Origin of the sequence: Mucilaginibacter ginsenosidivorans, from assembly GCF_007971025.1 — a bacterium.
Taxonomy (GTDB): domain Bacteria; phylum Bacteroidota; class Bacteroidia; order Sphingobacteriales; family Sphingobacteriaceae; genus Mucilaginibacter; species Mucilaginibacter ginsenosidivorans.
In genome coordinates, this window is sequence record NZ_CP042436.1 from 1844234 (window position 1) to 1860358 (window position 16125).

General features: G+C 46.4%; 14 protein-coding genes. 5 read left to right on the forward strand and 9 right to left on the reverse strand.

Going from position 1 to position 16125, the window contains the following annotated elements:
- The first annotated feature begins 102 nt into the window (after nt 1-102).
- Nucleotides 103-2541 (forward strand): ABC transporter permease, encoded by a 2439-nt coding sequence (locus FRZ54_RS08450; protein ID WP_147031192.1) that lies wholly within the window; start codon nt 103-105, stop codon nt 2539-2541.
- On the opposite strand, the gene FRZ54_RS08455 is transcribed toward FRZ54_RS08450, so the two are convergent.
- The 7 genes from FRZ54_RS08455 to FRZ54_RS08485 all read right to left on the reverse strand — a co-directional run bounded on the left by FRZ54_RS08455 (nt 2542) and on the right by FRZ54_RS08485 (nt 10833).
- On the reverse strand, nt 2542-2832 hold the full coding sequence (locus FRZ54_RS08455; protein WP_147031193.1) for a type II toxin-antitoxin system RelE/ParE family toxin: 291 nt from the start codon (nt 2830-2832) through the stop codon (nt 2542-2544).
- Entirely contained in the window at nt 2829-3062 is a 234-nt protein-coding gene (locus tag FRZ54_RS08460; protein ID WP_147031194.1) for a hypothetical protein, read from the reverse strand. The genes FRZ54_RS08455 and FRZ54_RS08460 overlap by 4 nt, the downstream gene beginning before the upstream one ends.
- Nucleotides 3063-3185: 123 nt before the next feature.
- Nucleotides 3186-6317, reverse strand: a complete 3132-nt coding sequence (locus FRZ54_RS08465; protein WP_147031195.1) for an efflux RND transporter permease subunit — start codon at nt 6315-6317, stop codon at nt 3186-3188.
- 20 nt (nt 6318-6337) lie between these two features.
- Nucleotides 6338-7417 (reverse strand): efflux RND transporter periplasmic adaptor subunit, encoded by a 1080-nt coding sequence (locus FRZ54_RS08470; RefSeq protein WP_228462660.1) that lies wholly within the window; start codon nt 7415-7417, stop codon nt 6338-6340.
- A 23-nt stretch (nt 7418-7440) separates the two neighbouring features.
- Nucleotides 7441-8715 carry a TolC family protein gene (locus FRZ54_RS08475; RefSeq protein ID WP_147031197.1) on the reverse strand — a complete coding sequence of 425 codons (1275 nt, stop codon included), beginning with the start codon at nt 8713-8715 and terminating at the stop codon, nt 7441-7443.
- A gap of 76 nt (nt 8716-8791) precedes the next feature.
- A complete protein-coding gene (locus FRZ54_RS08480; RefSeq protein WP_147031198.1) occupies nt 8792-10150 on the reverse strand; it encodes a HAMP domain-containing sensor histidine kinase in 1359 nt (452 codons plus the stop codon).
- Nucleotides 10150-10833, reverse strand: a complete 684-nt coding sequence (locus tag FRZ54_RS08485; protein ID WP_147031199.1) for a response regulator transcription factor — start codon at nt 10831-10833, stop codon at nt 10150-10152. The genes FRZ54_RS08480 and FRZ54_RS08485 overlap by 1 nt, the downstream gene beginning before the upstream one ends.
- Nucleotides 10834-10875: 42 nt before the next feature.
- Between FRZ54_RS08485 and FRZ54_RS08490 the strand changes: the two genes are divergently transcribed.
- A complete protein-coding gene (locus FRZ54_RS08490) occupies nt 10876-11304 on the forward strand; it encodes a VOC family protein (protein ID WP_147031200.1) in 429 nt (142 codons plus the stop codon).
- Between the two features lie 54 nt (nt 11305-11358).
- Here the strand turns inward: FRZ54_RS08490 and FRZ54_RS08495 are convergent, their stop codons facing one another.
- Both FRZ54_RS08495 and FRZ54_RS08500 read right to left on the reverse strand, forming a co-directional pair.
- The gene (locus tag FRZ54_RS08495) at nt 11359-12069 is read right to left on the reverse strand and encodes a LytR/AlgR family response regulator transcription factor (RefSeq protein ID WP_147031201.1); all 711 of its coding nucleotides are present in this window, start codon (nt 12067-12069) and stop codon (nt 11359-11361) included.
- Nucleotides 12066-13085 carry a sensor histidine kinase gene (locus FRZ54_RS08500; RefSeq protein WP_147031202.1) on the reverse strand — a complete coding sequence of 340 codons (1020 nt, stop codon included), beginning with the start codon at nt 13083-13085 and terminating at the stop codon, nt 12066-12068. Before FRZ54_RS08500 ends, FRZ54_RS08495 begins: the two co-directional genes overlap by 4 nt.
- Before the next feature lie 331 nt (nt 13086-13416).
- Between FRZ54_RS08500 and FRZ54_RS08505 the strand changes: the two genes are divergently transcribed.
- Genes FRZ54_RS08505 through FRZ54_RS08515 form a run of 3 tightly spaced genes read left to right on the forward strand, consistent with a single transcriptional unit; the run spans nt 13417 to nt 16121 of the window.
- Nucleotides 13417-14535 (forward strand): DUF2911 domain-containing protein, encoded by a 1119-nt coding sequence (locus FRZ54_RS08505; RefSeq protein WP_147031203.1) that lies wholly within the window; start codon nt 13417-13419, stop codon nt 14533-14535.
- A 22-nt stretch (nt 14536-14557) separates the two neighbouring features.
- A complete protein-coding gene (locus FRZ54_RS08510; RefSeq protein ID WP_147031204.1) occupies nt 14558-15415 on the forward strand; it encodes a TolB family protein in 858 nt (285 codons plus the stop codon).
- A 4-nt stretch (nt 15416-15419) separates the two neighbouring features.
- Nucleotides 15420-16121, forward strand: a complete 702-nt coding sequence (locus FRZ54_RS08515) for a DoxX family protein (protein WP_147031205.1) — start codon at nt 15420-15422, stop codon at nt 16119-16121.
- Nucleotides 16122-16125 lie beyond the last annotated feature (4 nt).

Genomic DNA, 16125 nt, shown 5'->3' on the forward strand with positions numbered 1-16125 from the left:
AGTTAAAATTTGGAACGGTGCCGGCAGTTAAAAATTGTTAAATCGGGTGCTTCTTAATCCCTTTCTAATTTAATCCGTTAATTTTGGGTAAACGGCTATCACATGATCAGAACTTACTTCAGGCTCGCTTTCCGCAATTTATGGAAGAATAAAATAACCACTGCTATCAATGTTTTAGATTTAGCTGTTGGCCTGGCATGTTGCGCCCTTGTCTTTCTTTTTTTTCAGCACGAATTGAGTTTTGATAAAGGATTTGATAATGGCGAGCAGATTTACCGTATAACTTCCACCTTTAAAGATGGCAGCAAAGCGCCTACGGTAGGCCTGCCCTACGCCAGGTACCTAAACGAGATACCTGAAATTGAGCAGGCAGCCCGGCTGGACCCGACAAACGGTGTTACCATCGTACAGGTGCAGGGGACGGGCGATCAGCCACCTTATACAGAAAACTCCGGTTATTGGGTCGACCCAAATTTTTTCGACCTGCTTTCCTTCCACTTTTTGCAAGGCGATCGTAAAACAGCGCTTGCTGCGCCAAATGCGATAGTGCTGTCAGAATCGCTGGCCAGGAAATTATTCAAAGACAAATATCCTATCGGGCAAACTCTGAAAGCAGGCAGCACAGTTTATACCATCACCGGTGTTTTTAAGGAAGATTTTTTGAATCATATCCAGGCAGATTTTTTTGCATCGAACAACAGCGATCATATCCGTGAGCTGATGGCGAACAATACCAGCTGGGTAGTGAATGATAATTTTTATACCTATGTAAAACTAAAGCGCGGAAGCGATACCGGGAAGGTAATAAGGGAATTGAACGCTTACCTGCAACGGCGCGCGGGCGCCGAACTAAGATCACATAGCGATCATATCACCAATTCGCTACAGGCGCTAAAGGATATTCACCTCAACTCGTCTGAATACCAGGATTACCTGGCCTATAAACAGGGTAATATAAAATATCTGTACCTATTGTCATCCATTGCCCTGGTTATATTGCTGCTGGCCTGCATTAATTACATGAACCTGGCAACGGCTCATGCTATAAGCCGCGCGCGTGAGGTAGGTGTACGTCGGGTTCTGGGGGCGGGAAAAGCGGCCATCCGGTATCAATTTTTGATAGAAACGATCATTATCAGTTTAGGAGCATTAGCGTTTTCCATCGCACTTGGCTTTTTGTTCCTGCCGGTGTTTAATAATTTCACTGGACAGGCGTTATCTTTCTTCGCAAAGGAGAACAGTAGTCTGATTCTATGGTTGATATTAATTACCCTCGTTACCGGCGTTGCGGCTGGCTTATACCCGGCCTTTTACCTGTCCGCATTCAACCCGGTTAAAGTACTAAAAGGTAAAGTAGTGGAAGCATCGGGCAGATTTAGCGTGCGAAAGGTGCTGATCGTCTCGCAGTTCATTATTTCAACCTGCCTCATTTTTGCTACGCTGGTGATATGGACCCAATTGGATTTTATGCTGAGCGCCAAAACAGGCTTCGACGGCGATCAGCAATTGGTATTAAACCTGAATGGTGAACAGGCACAACGAAACAGTACCCTGCTGGCAAACCGGCTTGCCGCAAATGTCAATTTCAAATCAGTTACCAAAGCAACCGCGCCGCTGGTATCGGGCGATATGAATCTGTATGCATCCAATAAAACAATTGCCGATAAGCAGATCGTTTTTTTTGATTTTGCCGATGAGAACTATTTAAAAACACTTGGCCTGCAATTGATAGCGGGTACAAATTTTGCTCCCGAAACGTTTACCAATACCAATATGCAGGAAGATACGGAACTGCACGATTTTGGCAAGCAGGTGATCCTGAACGAAGAGGCGGCAAAGCTGCTTGGCTTCGACCCGTACAAAGCGCCGGGGCAATATGTATCGCACCTGCACAACGGGATAGTGTACCAGTATAAAATAGTCGGTGTGGTAAAAAATTATCATTATTTCTCGCTGCATGCCACCATAGGGCCATGTGCCATAATGGGGGTTAACCCGATGAGGTGCACCACTATTGTATCGAAAATTGATGGTAAGCATGCCGCCGCTGCTGTTCAATACGCTTCGGATCAATGGAAAAAGCTGAACCCGGATACACCTCTCTCGTACGGGTTTTTGGATGCCATATTCCAGGCAGATTACACGCAGGACCAGCGGGAGCAGCAAATGATAAGCATTTTCGCGGGCCTGGCCATCTTTATCTCGTGTCTCGGCCTTTTGGGATTGATCACTTATACGGTGGCGCAAAAAACGCGCGAGATCGGTATACGCAAAGTGATAGGCGCAGGAGCAGGAAATATTGTATTGCTGTTCTATAAACAATACTTCAGGCTGGTGCTTATAGCCAACGTCATTGCCCTGCCATCGGCCTGGTATTTTATGAATAAGTGGCTGAATGATTTCCCCTACCGCGTTACTATAAGCTGGTGGGTATTTGCGGCATCGTTATCGGCGGGTATTATTACTGCTTTTTGCACCATAGCGTTTAAAACGGTTAAGGCAGCTAATGCTAATCCGGTAGAGAGTTTGAGGGCAGAGTAATTAACCGGTTATAACAGGATCCTGCCTGTTGTCCCAAAAGAAAAGCACTTCGATCTTATCGGAGCCAATTCTGTATACAACAGAAGTTTGTTTGGCAATCAGGACTATTCTAACATCATTGCCTGAATAAGCCTTAAAGAGATAGGGCTGCATGGAGATATTGTGCAGCGTTTGATAAGTTTTGGCAACAAACTTTTCAGCAGAATTTTGGCCCCACTCCGCTTTTATAAAATTCACTATGGAAAGCAGGGTGTCTTTTGCCTTCGGGGTAAGTATTATTTCAAAGCTCATTTTTTGAGCAAAGTATTTACCTCTTTTTTAACATCTTCCAATGACACAAACTCACCCCGATCTGCTTGTGCAATAGATTCATTAATACCTTGCTGAATATGTTGTGGTAACTCATCCCACAAATTGTGACCGTCATTTTTGAACAAAGCTTTTACCTTGTTGATCAATCCGGTGTCATTAGTGCTTAATATTAATTTTGCCAGCTCAATTTTATCGGCCTGAATGTCCATAAAACAAATTTACAAAATGTTTATTACGATATGCCTGGTATAAATTAAATTGTATCCGGCGATGCAGCCATAGCCGCACCGCCTTCAACAACACTGATACTTTAGGGGTATTAGTATTTTTGATCAGATCCGCCCTATCTCGCCGCGTTCCACACGTTTGCGGTAGGCCCAGTAGAATACGATAGGGAAAACAAAAAGATTAAATACGGTATTGGTGATCAGGCCGCCGATCACCACGATAGCCAGTGGTTTTGATGCTTCGGAACCGATGCCATGTGATAATGCCGCCGGAAGCAGCCCGATAGCCGCCATCATGGCCGTCATAATAACGGGGCGCATACGGTCGGCAACGCCATCCCTTAAAGCGTCAGTGAAATGGTTCCAGGTAGTATGATGCTTTAAGTCGCGGATATTGGTCTTGAATTTCGTGATCAGTATCACGCCGTTCTGCACACAAATGCCAAACAATGCAATAAACCCGATACCTGCAGAGATATTAAAGTTGACCCCGGTTATCATCAGTGCGATGATACCGCCGGCAATGGCGAATGGCACATTGTTAAGCACCAGCAACGAATCCCTGAAATTGCCGAACAGGATGAACAGGATAAAAAAGATGATGAGCAAACTGATGGGTACTACCTGCGCCAGCCTTGCCGAGGCACGCTGCTGGTTCTCGAAATCCCCGGCCCATTGCAGGGAATAGCCTTTAGGCAACTTTACCTGGTTCTCAACCTTGCTTTGCGCCTCTTTAATGGTACTTCCCATGTCGCGCCCGCGGATAGAAAATTTGATGGCCCCATAACGTTTATGATCATCGCGGTAGATCATGCTGATGCCAGTGGTTTTGGTTATATCGGCTATCTCGCGCAGCGGTACCATGTTGCCGCTGATGGAGGGTACGCGTAAGTCGCCGATAGATGATATATTATTCCTGAAGTCTTCGGGGTAACGGATACGCAGATCGAATTTGCGCTCCCCTTCATATATCTGGGTTGCGGCCCTGCCGCCTATAGCTGTTTCTATCACCGCGTTGGCATCGGCCGCTTCAACGCCGTATTGCGCCATTTTTGCCTGGTTAAGGTTGATCTGCAATTCAGGCTGACCCATATTGCGCAGGATACCCAGGTCTTCAATCCCCTGAACGCTTTTTAAAATGTTGTAGATCGTATCTTCTTTCTTCTCGATGAATTTGTAATCGTCGCCAAACATTTTGACTACAATGGAACCTTTTACACCTGATACAGCTTCCTCCACGTTGTCGGATATCGGTTGCGAAAAGTTAAGGTCGATGCCCGGAAAAAACTTGAGTTTGTCCTGCATCCGGCTGATCAGTTCTTCCTTGGTTTCTCCTCTTTTCCACTGGTCCTGCGGATAGATGTCCACATGGAATTCGATGTTATAGAACCCTGTGGCGTCCGTGCCGTCGTTTGGCCTGCCGGTTTGCGACATCACCTGCTTCACCTCATCGAAACTCAAAAAAATCTTGCGCATCTCGTTCGCCAGCTTTACCGACTGCCCCAGCGAGGTGCTTAACGGGCCCGTTGCGCGCACATAAATAGCGCCTTCGTTCAGTTCGGGTAAAAATTCCGTACCCAGCAGCTTAAAACAAGCCAGGCTCGATACCAGGAAGATAATGGCAACGGGAAAGATAACTTTGCGGGCCTTAAAACAAAAATTATAGAACCGCATAGCGCCATTGATGATAAATTCGAGAATGACATTGTGCTTTTCTTTGACGTTTTTCTTTAGCAGGATACTTGCAAGGGCGGGCACAAAGGTGAACGTAAGCAGCAGCGCGCCCAGCAGTGCAAAGCCGAGCGTCCAGGCCAGCGGCGAAAACATTTTACCCTCGACCTTTTGGAAACTGAAGATAGGCAGCAGGCCGGTGATAATGATCAGCTTGGCAAAAAAGATGCCTTTCCCATTCACCAGGCAGGATTGTTTGATCAACCCGAGCTTGCTGAGCTTGTTGAACTTCTCCATGCCAACTTCTTTCGCCTTCATATCCAGTACGACGAATATTCCCTCCACCATCACCACAGCGCCATCGATGATGATGCCAAAGTCGATCGCCCCCATCGATAGCAGGTTGGCCGACATACCCCTTAGTTTCAGACAAATGAAGGCGAATAAGAGCGCCAGCGGAATAATGAGTGAGACAATAAGTGTCGTGCGCCAGTCGGCCATAAAAAGGAACACGATGATGGTGACGAAGATGATCCCCTCGAACATGTTGTGGAGAACCGTCCCGGTGGCAAAGTTTACCAGGTTCTCGCGGTCGTAAAAGGGAACTATCTTGACGTCATCAGGGAGGACATTCGTATTCAGATCATGCAGCTTTTCTTTCAGGGCCGCAATAACTTTACTGGGGTTTTCGCCCTTACGCATCACCACAATGCCTTCTACCACGTCAGGGTCGCGGTCGCGGCCAACCTGCCCTAAACGTGGTAAGGCCCCCTCAGTTACCTCGGCAATGGTTTTCACATATATAGGCGTTCCCTTTACGTTGTTTACAACAACATTTTTTATCTCGTCGATATTATTTAGCAGGCCGATGCCCCTTACCACATACGCCTGCCCGCTTTGCTCTATCACATCACCGCCTACGTTAACATTGCTTTTGGATACCGCCTCGTATAGCTGAAGTGCCGAAACGCCATATTGCAACGCTTTTTGCGGGTCGACGGTTATCTGGTAAGTTTTAACTTCGCCGCCAAAGCTGTTCACATCGGCAATGCCCGGTACGGCTTTTATTTCGCGTTCTACAACCCAGTCTTCAATGGTTTTTAATTCGCGTACAGATTTGCGGTTGCTCGCCAAAGTAAAACGGTATATCTCGCCGGTTGGGCCGTAAGGCGGTTCGATAGATGGATCTACGCCATCGGGCAGGTTAGCGTCGCCAATATGATTATTGATCTGTAGCCGCGCGAAAGCGTAATCGACATCGTCGTCAAAGGTTACTTTCAGCACGGAAAGACCAAAGAGTGAGGATGAGCGGATGCTGGTTTTCTTTTCCGCCGGGTTCATGGCGATTTCTAGCGGACGGGTTACGAATTTCTCGACCTCCTCGGCGCTTCGGCCGGGCCATTGAGTGATGATAGTTACCGAAGTATTGGTGACATCCGGGAATGCATCGATACTGATGTTTTTAAAGCTGATATAGCCACCGACAGCCATTAATGCCGTTACAAAGAATATGAAGAACTTATTCTTTAACGAGAATGCCAGTACGCTTTTGATGAATTTGTTCATGTTTCTTGCTCCGGATTCAGTTAATCTCTTAACGACTCAAAAAGGTACAGCTGCCGGGAAGCTACGATACGGTCGCCAGCCTTAAGACCCGAACGTATATAAGCCCTGTTTTCCACCCGTTTTGCAATTTGTATTTGCTGCACATGCACTTTGGCCTTGCCATCCACCACGATCACATAATCTTTGTCATTATCAAAGATCAGCGCCCTTGTATCGATAACCGGCAGGTTCTCACCCGATTTTGCCTTGATGGTGACGTTGGCAAACATTTCGGGTTTAAGTTTATTGCCCGGATTTTCTATTTTCACCCTTGCTTTAACTACTTTGCTGTCGGGGTCGAGCATATCGTATATCTTATCTATTTTACCGCTGAAGATCTTATCAGGATAAGAGAGGGTAGTGATCTTTACCGGGTCGCCAACCTGCACGTTGGATATGTCCGATTCATAAATGTTGATCAGCACATAAACATCCGACAGGTCGGCTATCGTGAACAGGTTCGAACTGTTGTCGGCCCTTACCTGTGTATTATCTGTAAGGTTTTTTTCGATAACAAAGCCTGAGATGGGCGATTTTACCAAATACCCCTGGCCGTCACTTTTATTGATGTTCACCACGGCCCCCGCGCGTTTGTTTTCGGCCTCCGCCTTTTGATAATCCGATTGCGCCTGCTCAAAATCCTTTTGCGATGCAAGCCCGCTTTTGTACAGGTCACTGGTTGATTCAAAAGCCCGTTTTGCACTTCGCAGATCAGCTTCGGCAGAAATATAATCCTTGGTAAAGCCTGCCATCTCGGCGCTTTTCATTACGGCAAGCGTTTGCCCCCGGCTCACCACATCGCCCAATTGCACATTAACATCATGTGCCACGCCGCTTACCATCGGGTATATTTTTACCATTTTACTTTCGTCGGCAGCTATATTTCCCGTCAGATTGATCTCCGATAAAGCGCTCGCCTCTTTCACAGTGTCTATCAGCAAGCTATTGAGCAGGCTGTCGGTCACCTCAAATTTTTCGTCCTTTGGTGGTTCTTCAGCATGGTGGCAGCTTTGCAGCGCCATAGCCGATATGGCTATGGCGACCGCGTATAGGAGGGGCATTACATATCGTTTGGAATACATTGTCATTGTTGATTAAAAAAGGGTGTCCCGGTGGCGTAGTTCAATTGTTCCAGCGCAAGTACTTTGCTCAATTGCAGGTTGTTCAGCTGGATGGTGTTGGTTTTATAAGAATCATAGAAATCGAGGAATTCGAGCATGCTCAGGTTCCTTTTTTCGTAGTTGATGTTTACTTCTTTGATCAGGTTAGTGAAGTCGGTCTTAAACTTCGGGTCGAAACTGTTATACAGTTTTTCGAGCCGAAGCGCACTTTTGTAACTGGTAGCCACATCGCTTTGCACCTGGTCCTGCTGGCTTTGGAACTGCACTTTACTTTGGTCAATAGCTATACGTGCCTGCTGAATGTTGCCCTGGTTGCGGTTGAAAAATGGCAGGCTGAACGCAATGCCGGCACTCATAAAATTGTTGCCGTAAGATCCCAGCTTATCATAATTGAAGGATAGTGAAACATCAGGAATAGCGGTGGCCTTCTGAAGTTTTAAGTTGAGTGTGTTATAGTCGACCGCCGCTTTGGTATATTTCAGGTCGTATCGGTTGGCGTAGGCCGAATCAAGCAGTTGCTGGTAGGGAACAGCAGAAACGGCATCCTTGTTGCTGTCGAAATTTACCTGCGGATCTATATAAGATGCAGGTGATGCCTTGATGAGCAGTTTCAACTCGCTTTGCGTGGTATCTATGCTGGTAAGCAAGCTATTGTATTCCGTTTGCAGGGAATAGAGTTGCGATTGAATACGCAGTACTTCTTTTTCGGCGATGTTGCCCTTTTGATACTGTTGTTTAAAAACATCCAGTGTTTTTGCAAGCGAGCTTATCTCTTCATCATAAACTTTAGCCGACTGCTCCTGGAAATAGATATTGTAAAAATCGCTGTGGAGCGTAAATTTTAGCGTGCGTAACAGGTCGAAGAACTGATATTTGGCCTGCTCGACGCCGATCTTTGCCAGTTGGATATTTTTATTCCTTTTTCCGGCAGTAAAGAAAAGCTGCGAGACGCTGACCGCCTGTTCGCTGAATGCATTGGGTACCCCGGTGGCGTGGATGCCATTTGCAAAACTGAAATCGGGATTTTGGAACAAGCGCGCGGTGATCACATTGGCGCTTGCATTATCAATATTATAACGCTGAATGATCAGGTCAAGGTTATTTTTGAGGAATTGATCTTCGGCCTGTTTAAGTGTGAGCTTTAAAGTATCGGACTGCACTTGCGCAAATAAGGGTGCACCCGTGACCGAAACCAAAAGCTGAATTGAAAAAAAGGCGCGAATAAACTTTAGACGCATATTTTGTTGTTTGCGCAAAAGTAGATGGGCAGTATTAGAGCCGAATTAAAGTCGGATTAGAAAGGGATTAGAATTACTAAACCGGGAAATTGATAACAAATGATGCCCCTTTGCCACGATTTGAACGGGCATCTATGGTGCCATTGAACAGGTTGATGATCTTGGCGGTAATGTACAGGCCAATGCCGTTGCCGTAATAATCCTTCACATTGGTGGCGCGATAGAATGACCTGAACACTTTGTCGGTTTCGCCGGGCGGTATACCAATGCCCGAATCGGTAATGGTAATACTGATATGGTCATTGCCGGCATCCAGGTCGCATTGCACCGGCCGGTTATCTGAAAATTTATAGCCGTTACTTATAATATTGTTCAGTGCAATGCTGAGCAGCGCTTTGTTTGCCGGTATAAGCAATTTTTCGTGGTCGTCGGGCAGGTGAATGATATTGACAACAAATAATCCCCTGCCGGCTTTGCTGTTCCAGTAATCGGCAAGCTCCCAGATCAATTCATCAATGGCTACAGGGCTAAGTATAGCTTGCGTATAATTCATGTCCACCTGCGCCAGTTCCAGCAGCCCTGTTATGGTCTCATTCAGCCTTTCCGCATCTGATAGTACCGATCGCAGCACCTGCTCATACTCCTGCTGGGTGCGCCGCTTATTCAGCGTAACTTCCAATTCGCCCATAATGCTGGTAACCGGTGTTCGAAGTTCGTGCGAAGCATTGATCACGAAAGTTTGCTGTAATTCAAAGGCATTTTCAAGATGCTTTAACAGTTTGTTGAAATTTTTTGCCAGGGCGCTTATCTCATCCTTGCCATTGCCTTCGTTTATGCGCAGGCTAAGGTTGCTTGCACGCACCTGCTGTACCTGGGCAACAATTTCGTCTATCGGCTCAAGCGATTTTTTTGCGAACCACCGGCCGACAAAAAATAAACCCGCCGAAAGGCAGATGATCATAACCAGCATGATCTCGATCAGGTCCTCTATACGGTGGTGCCCGTGTATATCCTCGGCCGATACCAATATCACGAAGTTTCCCTGGTTGTCGTTATAATAGATACCGACGGTTTGCCGGTCGCCTTCGGTAAATTCCATTTCCTTACGGCGGCGAACCAGGTCTATCACATTGTCGCTCCAGTACTGTTGCCTGTCTTTGATGAAATAAGGGGCATTGCGGTCGTTATAGATACGCACAACCTCGCCGGGTATCTGCTTCAGGTAACGTTCGCGTACGCGGTTAAGCGAATCGACAGGAATTTCATCAGCCTCCAGGTATAATTGCGCGGCAACTTTGGCGCGGTCCGATAATCGGTTGTAGAAGTCGGATTTTACGAAAGAACTGAAAGTGAAAAATATTGCAGCAAGCGCTATCAGCAGTATTACCGCACTGATAATGGTAAAATAAAGCGCCAGCCTGTTCTTTATTTTCATTACTTATTTGCCTGCTTTAATATATAACCCATGCCGATGACGGTATGGATGAGTTTACCCTTAAAATCCTTTTCGATCTTTTTGCGGAGATAATTCACATAAACGTCGATGAAGTTGGTGCCCGTGTCGAACCCGATACCCCAAACCTCTTCCGCAATATATTCCCTCGAAAGTATTTTGTTGGGGTTGCGCATGAACAGTTCCAGCAATGTATATTCCTTTGCGGTCAGCGTTATTTGTTTACCGTCGCGTTCCGCCGTTTTGGTCCAGCTATCCAGCTTAAGATCGTCGAATAATAATTGATGATCCGTTTCCCGGTTTTTGTTGCGGCGCATCAGGGCCTCGATGCGGGCGAGCAACTCGCTGAAATGGAACGGTTTTACCAGGTAATCATCGGCACCTGCTTTCAGGCCGGATACTTTGTCATGCACCTGGTTCAGGGCGGTAAGCATCAGGATGGGCGTGTCATTGTCGTCCTCACGTATCTGCCGGCAAAGATCAATACCGTTGGTGTCGGGCAGCATTACATCCAAAATCAGCAGATCGAATTTATCTTTTCCTATCAGTTTTTGGCCTTCGGCCCCGCTTGCCGCGGCCTTAACCGTATAGCCATGCTCTTCCAACCCCTTAACGATAAAGGCTGATACTTTTTGTTCGTCTTCGATCAAACAGATGTTATTCATGTTAAGCAAATATGATAATATTAAAATAATTATAATTGCATCATGAGCAAACTCACCCCGTTCCATGCCGCTGTTCCGGTTCACGACCTGGAGGCGGCACGCAAATTTTACCACGAAGTTTTAGGCTGCGCCGAAGGCCGTACCGATGAATTGTGGACCGACTTTGACCTGTATGGCCACCAGTTTGTTATCCATTATAAGCCCAAGCCTGAAGGCGATCCGAAACATCACACCAACCCTGTAGACGGGCACGATGTACCCGTGCCGCATTTCGGTGTAGTGCTGGAGTGGGACGAATGGGAAAAACTGGCTGAACGCCTAAAAAACTTTGGTGTCAAATTTATCATCGAACCCTATATCCGTTTCAAGGGTTTGCCGGGGGAACAGGCGACGATGTTTTTTACCGATCCGTCGGGTAATGCCTTAGAGTTTAAGGCGTTTAAAGACATGGGGCAGTTGTTTGCGAAGTAGAATAGAGCCAGGAACCAAGAGCCAGGAATCAAGACAAATCTTGGTTCCTGGCTCTCAAAATATCCGTTGCTGTATCACCGCCATTAGTTCAGGTTTGAATTTTTCACTGATAGGTATCTGCTTGCCGGCTATATAAATGTGATTGTCCTGTATCTTTTCCAGTTGCCTGGTGTTGACAATATAGGAGTTATGTACCCGCACAAATGGCAGCGGCAGTTGTGCCCCGATATCCTTAAGCCTCCGGTAAATGAGCAATTGTCCCGTGGTGGTTACCAGGCGCGCGTATTCCTTTTCACCCTCGAAATACAGGATATCCTCGAGCCTTATCTTGCTAAGTGTTTTACCCGATTTTACAAAGAAATATTCTTTCTCATGCTGTGGCGTTGGAGGTTCAACCACGCGCCTTTTGCCAAAATAAGATTCGATCTTTTGGGTCGAAGTAAGGAACCTTTTCAGCGTGATCGGTTTCGTCAGGTAATCGATGGTTTGAAAGGTATAGCTTTCAGCGGCATATTCCGAATAGGCGGTAGTAAAAACGATCTTGGTTTCGATGGGCAGCAGCCCTGCAAGCTCCATGCCCGTCAGTTGCGGCATATTGATATCAAGAAAGAGAAAATCGACCTTATTCTTTTTCAGGAAAGCCATCGCCTCCAGCGCATCGTAACATTTGGCTAAAAGCTCCCAGTCGGTTGTTTGATGGATAAGAATCTCCAGCAAATTTACCGCATTAGGTTCGTCGTCGATGATGATGCAGCTTAAGCTCATGATATGGGCACTTTTAAAAACGCAACAAACTTTTGACCATTGTTTTCAATATTCAATTCGAACCTGGTCCCGTACAGCATGGTTAACCTTTTCCGTAAATTCTGTATCCCAAAGCCATGCGCTACTTCTTTTGACGCTTTTGGATGTATCCTGTTACAGCTTTGGAAAAGCAGGTAGCCGTCCTGCTGTATCAGGGAGATGTCGATCTTGTTCTCGGCGCTCGATTTATCTATCCCATGTTTGAAAATATTTTCAACAAAGGTCATCAGCAGCATAGGCGGAATGCGCGACTCGGCGTTGTATTCCTTTACAAAGTTGATCTCCGTTTTGTGGCGGATGCGTATTTTTTCCAATGCGATGTAGTTTTCAATAAACTGTATCTCGGTTTGCAGGGAAACTTCGTCCTTCGGGCTTTCATCCACAAAATAGCGCATAATGTCGGAAAGTCTCTCAATCAGGCCCGCGGTTCGTGGCGCCTCGCGGTAAGCTTCATAATAAATGTTGTTCAGCGTATTAAACAGGAAATGTGGCTGTACCTGCGACTTTAATAAATTGAGCTCTGCCTGGCTTTTTTGTAGTAATATCTCCTCTGCCTGTTGCTTCAGGCTGAAATAGGCCAGCGCTATCCGGAAAACAAAGCTGAGCATATAGTTGAGGAACCCGGCAATGATAAAATTCAGCGCCATGTTAATGTTCATCACTTCGGGCTTGGTAGCCATGAACTTGTTATAGATGGACATGATGAGGTAACCCCGCGCTAATCCACCCCCCACCAGCAGGACGATCACACAAAGCACATAGGTTACCTTGTGCCCTTTTTCCCAAAGCCTTGGAAAAAGGAACTTGATGTTCCCGTAAATGATCAAAATGTAGAAAGCTACACTGATGGTACTGAAGCTGGCAGCCTGTGGCAGCCCGTCCTCGGGTAGTATCGAAAAGAAAATGATCAGGTAAACGGCTATCCATATCAGCACCTGCAACTGGGTGATCGTTGCCTTTCCTTTCAAAAAATTCATTTTTAAAAATACAAAGCTTTTTGATTCCGCCCCGTCATTTTCAACCAACCGACTTACTTATTCAATAATAGCCGTAAAAACACTACATGCCATCAACCGGGCCTATCGGTTAAAAATACTGCCGTGCAGATTGAAATGATTTGCTGCGGCTTACAATAAAGGCAAATTTTAACAAACAATTACACGCGAACCGATATGAAATTATACCAATTTGTTCAAAAGCTTATCCCGCTTGCAGCCGCAGCGTGGTTGCTATTGTCGCATGGTTTAAAAGATGCCGTTTCGTTGTGGAAGTAAAAATAATAGGAACATTAATTTTCAAACCATTCACATGAAGAAATTAATCACCGCCGGTTTATTACTGGCAATTATGCAGATCATTTATACCAGCCCGGTGCAGGCGCAGCTAACATCGCTGCCCAGCGGTGGCAATAAACGCGCATCGGTAAGCGAGGGTATCGGTATCACCAATGTATCCATTACCTATAGCCGCCCCGCGGTTAAAAAAAGGGACGGCCATATCTGGGGCGAACTGGTTCCTGTTGGCTATGTCGACCAGGGTTTTGGCCCGTCGAAACAGGCTCCGTGGAGGGCCGGCGCCAACGAAAATACGATCATCGAATTCTCGACCGATGTAAAGATAGAAGGGCAGCCTTTGGCAGCAGGTAAATACGGCTTTTTTATTGCCTACGACCCAAACGAATGCACGCTCATTTTCTCGAAAAATTCAACTTCATGGGGTAGCTTCTTTTACAAACCCAGCGAAGACGTATTGCGTGTAAAAGTAAAGCCGGTACCTGTAGATAAAAGTGTTGAATGGCTGAAATATGAATTTACCGACCAAACCCCATCAAGTGCGGTAGTTGCATTGGAGTGGGAGAAATTGGTTATCCCGTTCAAAATAGATGTTGACGTAGTGGGTACGCAGCTGGCTTCGTTCAGAAAAGAGTTGCAAAGCGAAAAAGGGTTTACCTGGGAGCCCTGGGACCAGGCCGCGCAGTACTGCGTTCAGAACAAAACCAACCTTGACGAGGCGCTTTTATGGACCGATACCGCTACAAGCGTGAATTTCGGCGGCGATAAAAGCTTTACCGCCTGGAGTACCAAAGCCAGCGTGCTGGATGGATTGGGCAAAACCCAGGAAGCGGCCGACGTAATGAAAAAAGCATACCCCTATGGCAACGTGAACGAGCTTTATTTTTATGCCAGGAGCCTGACACGCCAGAAAAAAGGCCAGCAAGCGCTTGAAGTGTTCAAGATCAATTATGACAAGCATCCGAACGAATTTCTGACCAACGCGGGTATGGCAAGGGGCTATTCAGCCGTAGGCGATTACAAAAAGGCGCTTACTTACGCACAAAAAGCACAGTCACAGGCACCCGACCCGGCAAATAAAAATATCGTGAACACCATGGTGCAAAAGCTGCAGGACGGTAAGGATATCAACTAAATCTCAACATATCATCTATTGTATGAAATACATCATTAAATGGGTTGTACTGGGTATCGCGGTACTTTGTACAACCCTTTCTGTTTTCGGCCAGGCTATAGTTGACCCGGCTGCACAGCCAAAAGTATTTTCGCAGGAAGGTAAAGCCGACCTGAGTAATGAATCGGTTGCCGCCTTTATGCCAAACCAAAAAACGGTATTCATCGCCGATGGACAAACCATTGTCGTATCTAAAAGGAGCGGGGATAAATGGAGTACGCCGGTAACGGCTTCCTTCTCTGGAAAATGGAAAGACTGGGACCCCACCATGAGCCCGGATGGCAAGCGGTTGATCTTTGTATCCACCCGCCCGCTGGAAGGCGCCCCGCAGGATAAGGCGCAGGAAAACGCTCACCTCTGGTATGTAGATAAGCTATCAGGTGATAGCTGGTCGGCACCAAAACATTTCGATGCGCCTGTAAATGTGGAAGGCTGTAATGATTTTGGCCCGTCTGTCAGTGGTTCAGGCACAATATGTTTTTGTTCGCGAAACCGCGATGGGAACCAGGGAATGCACGGATATTACATTAAATGGCTCGGTGACCATTATGATAAGCCCAAAATGCTGGCACTGAATGGTGATAAGGAGATATATGATCCCTTCATAGCGCCCGATGAGCATTATATCATCTTCGTAAGTGATAACGAACTGTATATCAGCTATCGAAAAGGCAATGACTGGACACAGGGCGAAAAGCTAAGCGCCAACGTTAACAACGGCAAAGGCAATTTCGATCCAATTGTTTCGCCCGATGGCAAAACGTTGTACTACGCACAGGATAAGGCGCCCGGTATTTTAATGGTGCCCGTAAAAATTCCTCTGGCCGCAAAAGAAAACTGACGCGATGGACATCATGATCTTTATCGGCTTGCTGTTACTTGGAGGGTTATTGAACTTTATATGGGAGCCCGATGCCAAACCAGTTCATAGTTTGGCTAAGGCTTACCTTATGGTGGCTATTTACCTGGCGCTGGCTGTGTGGATATTTTTCTTTGCGGGCATCAAAAATGCTTTCCTGTTAAAGGCGCTTAACATCCTTATCCATTACGGGGCATACGCCATTCACCTGGTTTTGGGCTACCTGGCCGTAAACATTTTTACCAGGCTGCATGCTAAGGACGAATCATCAAACGATACCCTGCTTCCCTCAACGATGAATATCACTTTGTGGGCCGTATCGGTATCCATCGGCAACTCCTTCCTGGTAGCGACGGTTGGTAAATCAACCAACATGGGTATCATGATCGATTTTTTTAAACAGTCGGGCTACGCAATATGGTTTCTGTATTTTATTATGGCAGCAGAAACTATATGTGCGCTTGGTATCCTGCTTCATTTCAGATTCAAAACAGGCGTGGCGGCCTCTGCCGGTTTGATATTGATCATGCTGGGCGCAGTTTATACGCATTGGCATAACCGCGACCCGTTTTCCGATTCGTACGCCGCTGTCACCGAATTACTCAACTTGTCCCTCCTGTTATTTATGTATTATCTCGAAATGCAGGTGAACCGGAAGCTCGCCGATACGCAGATATATGTTATTTGACAAA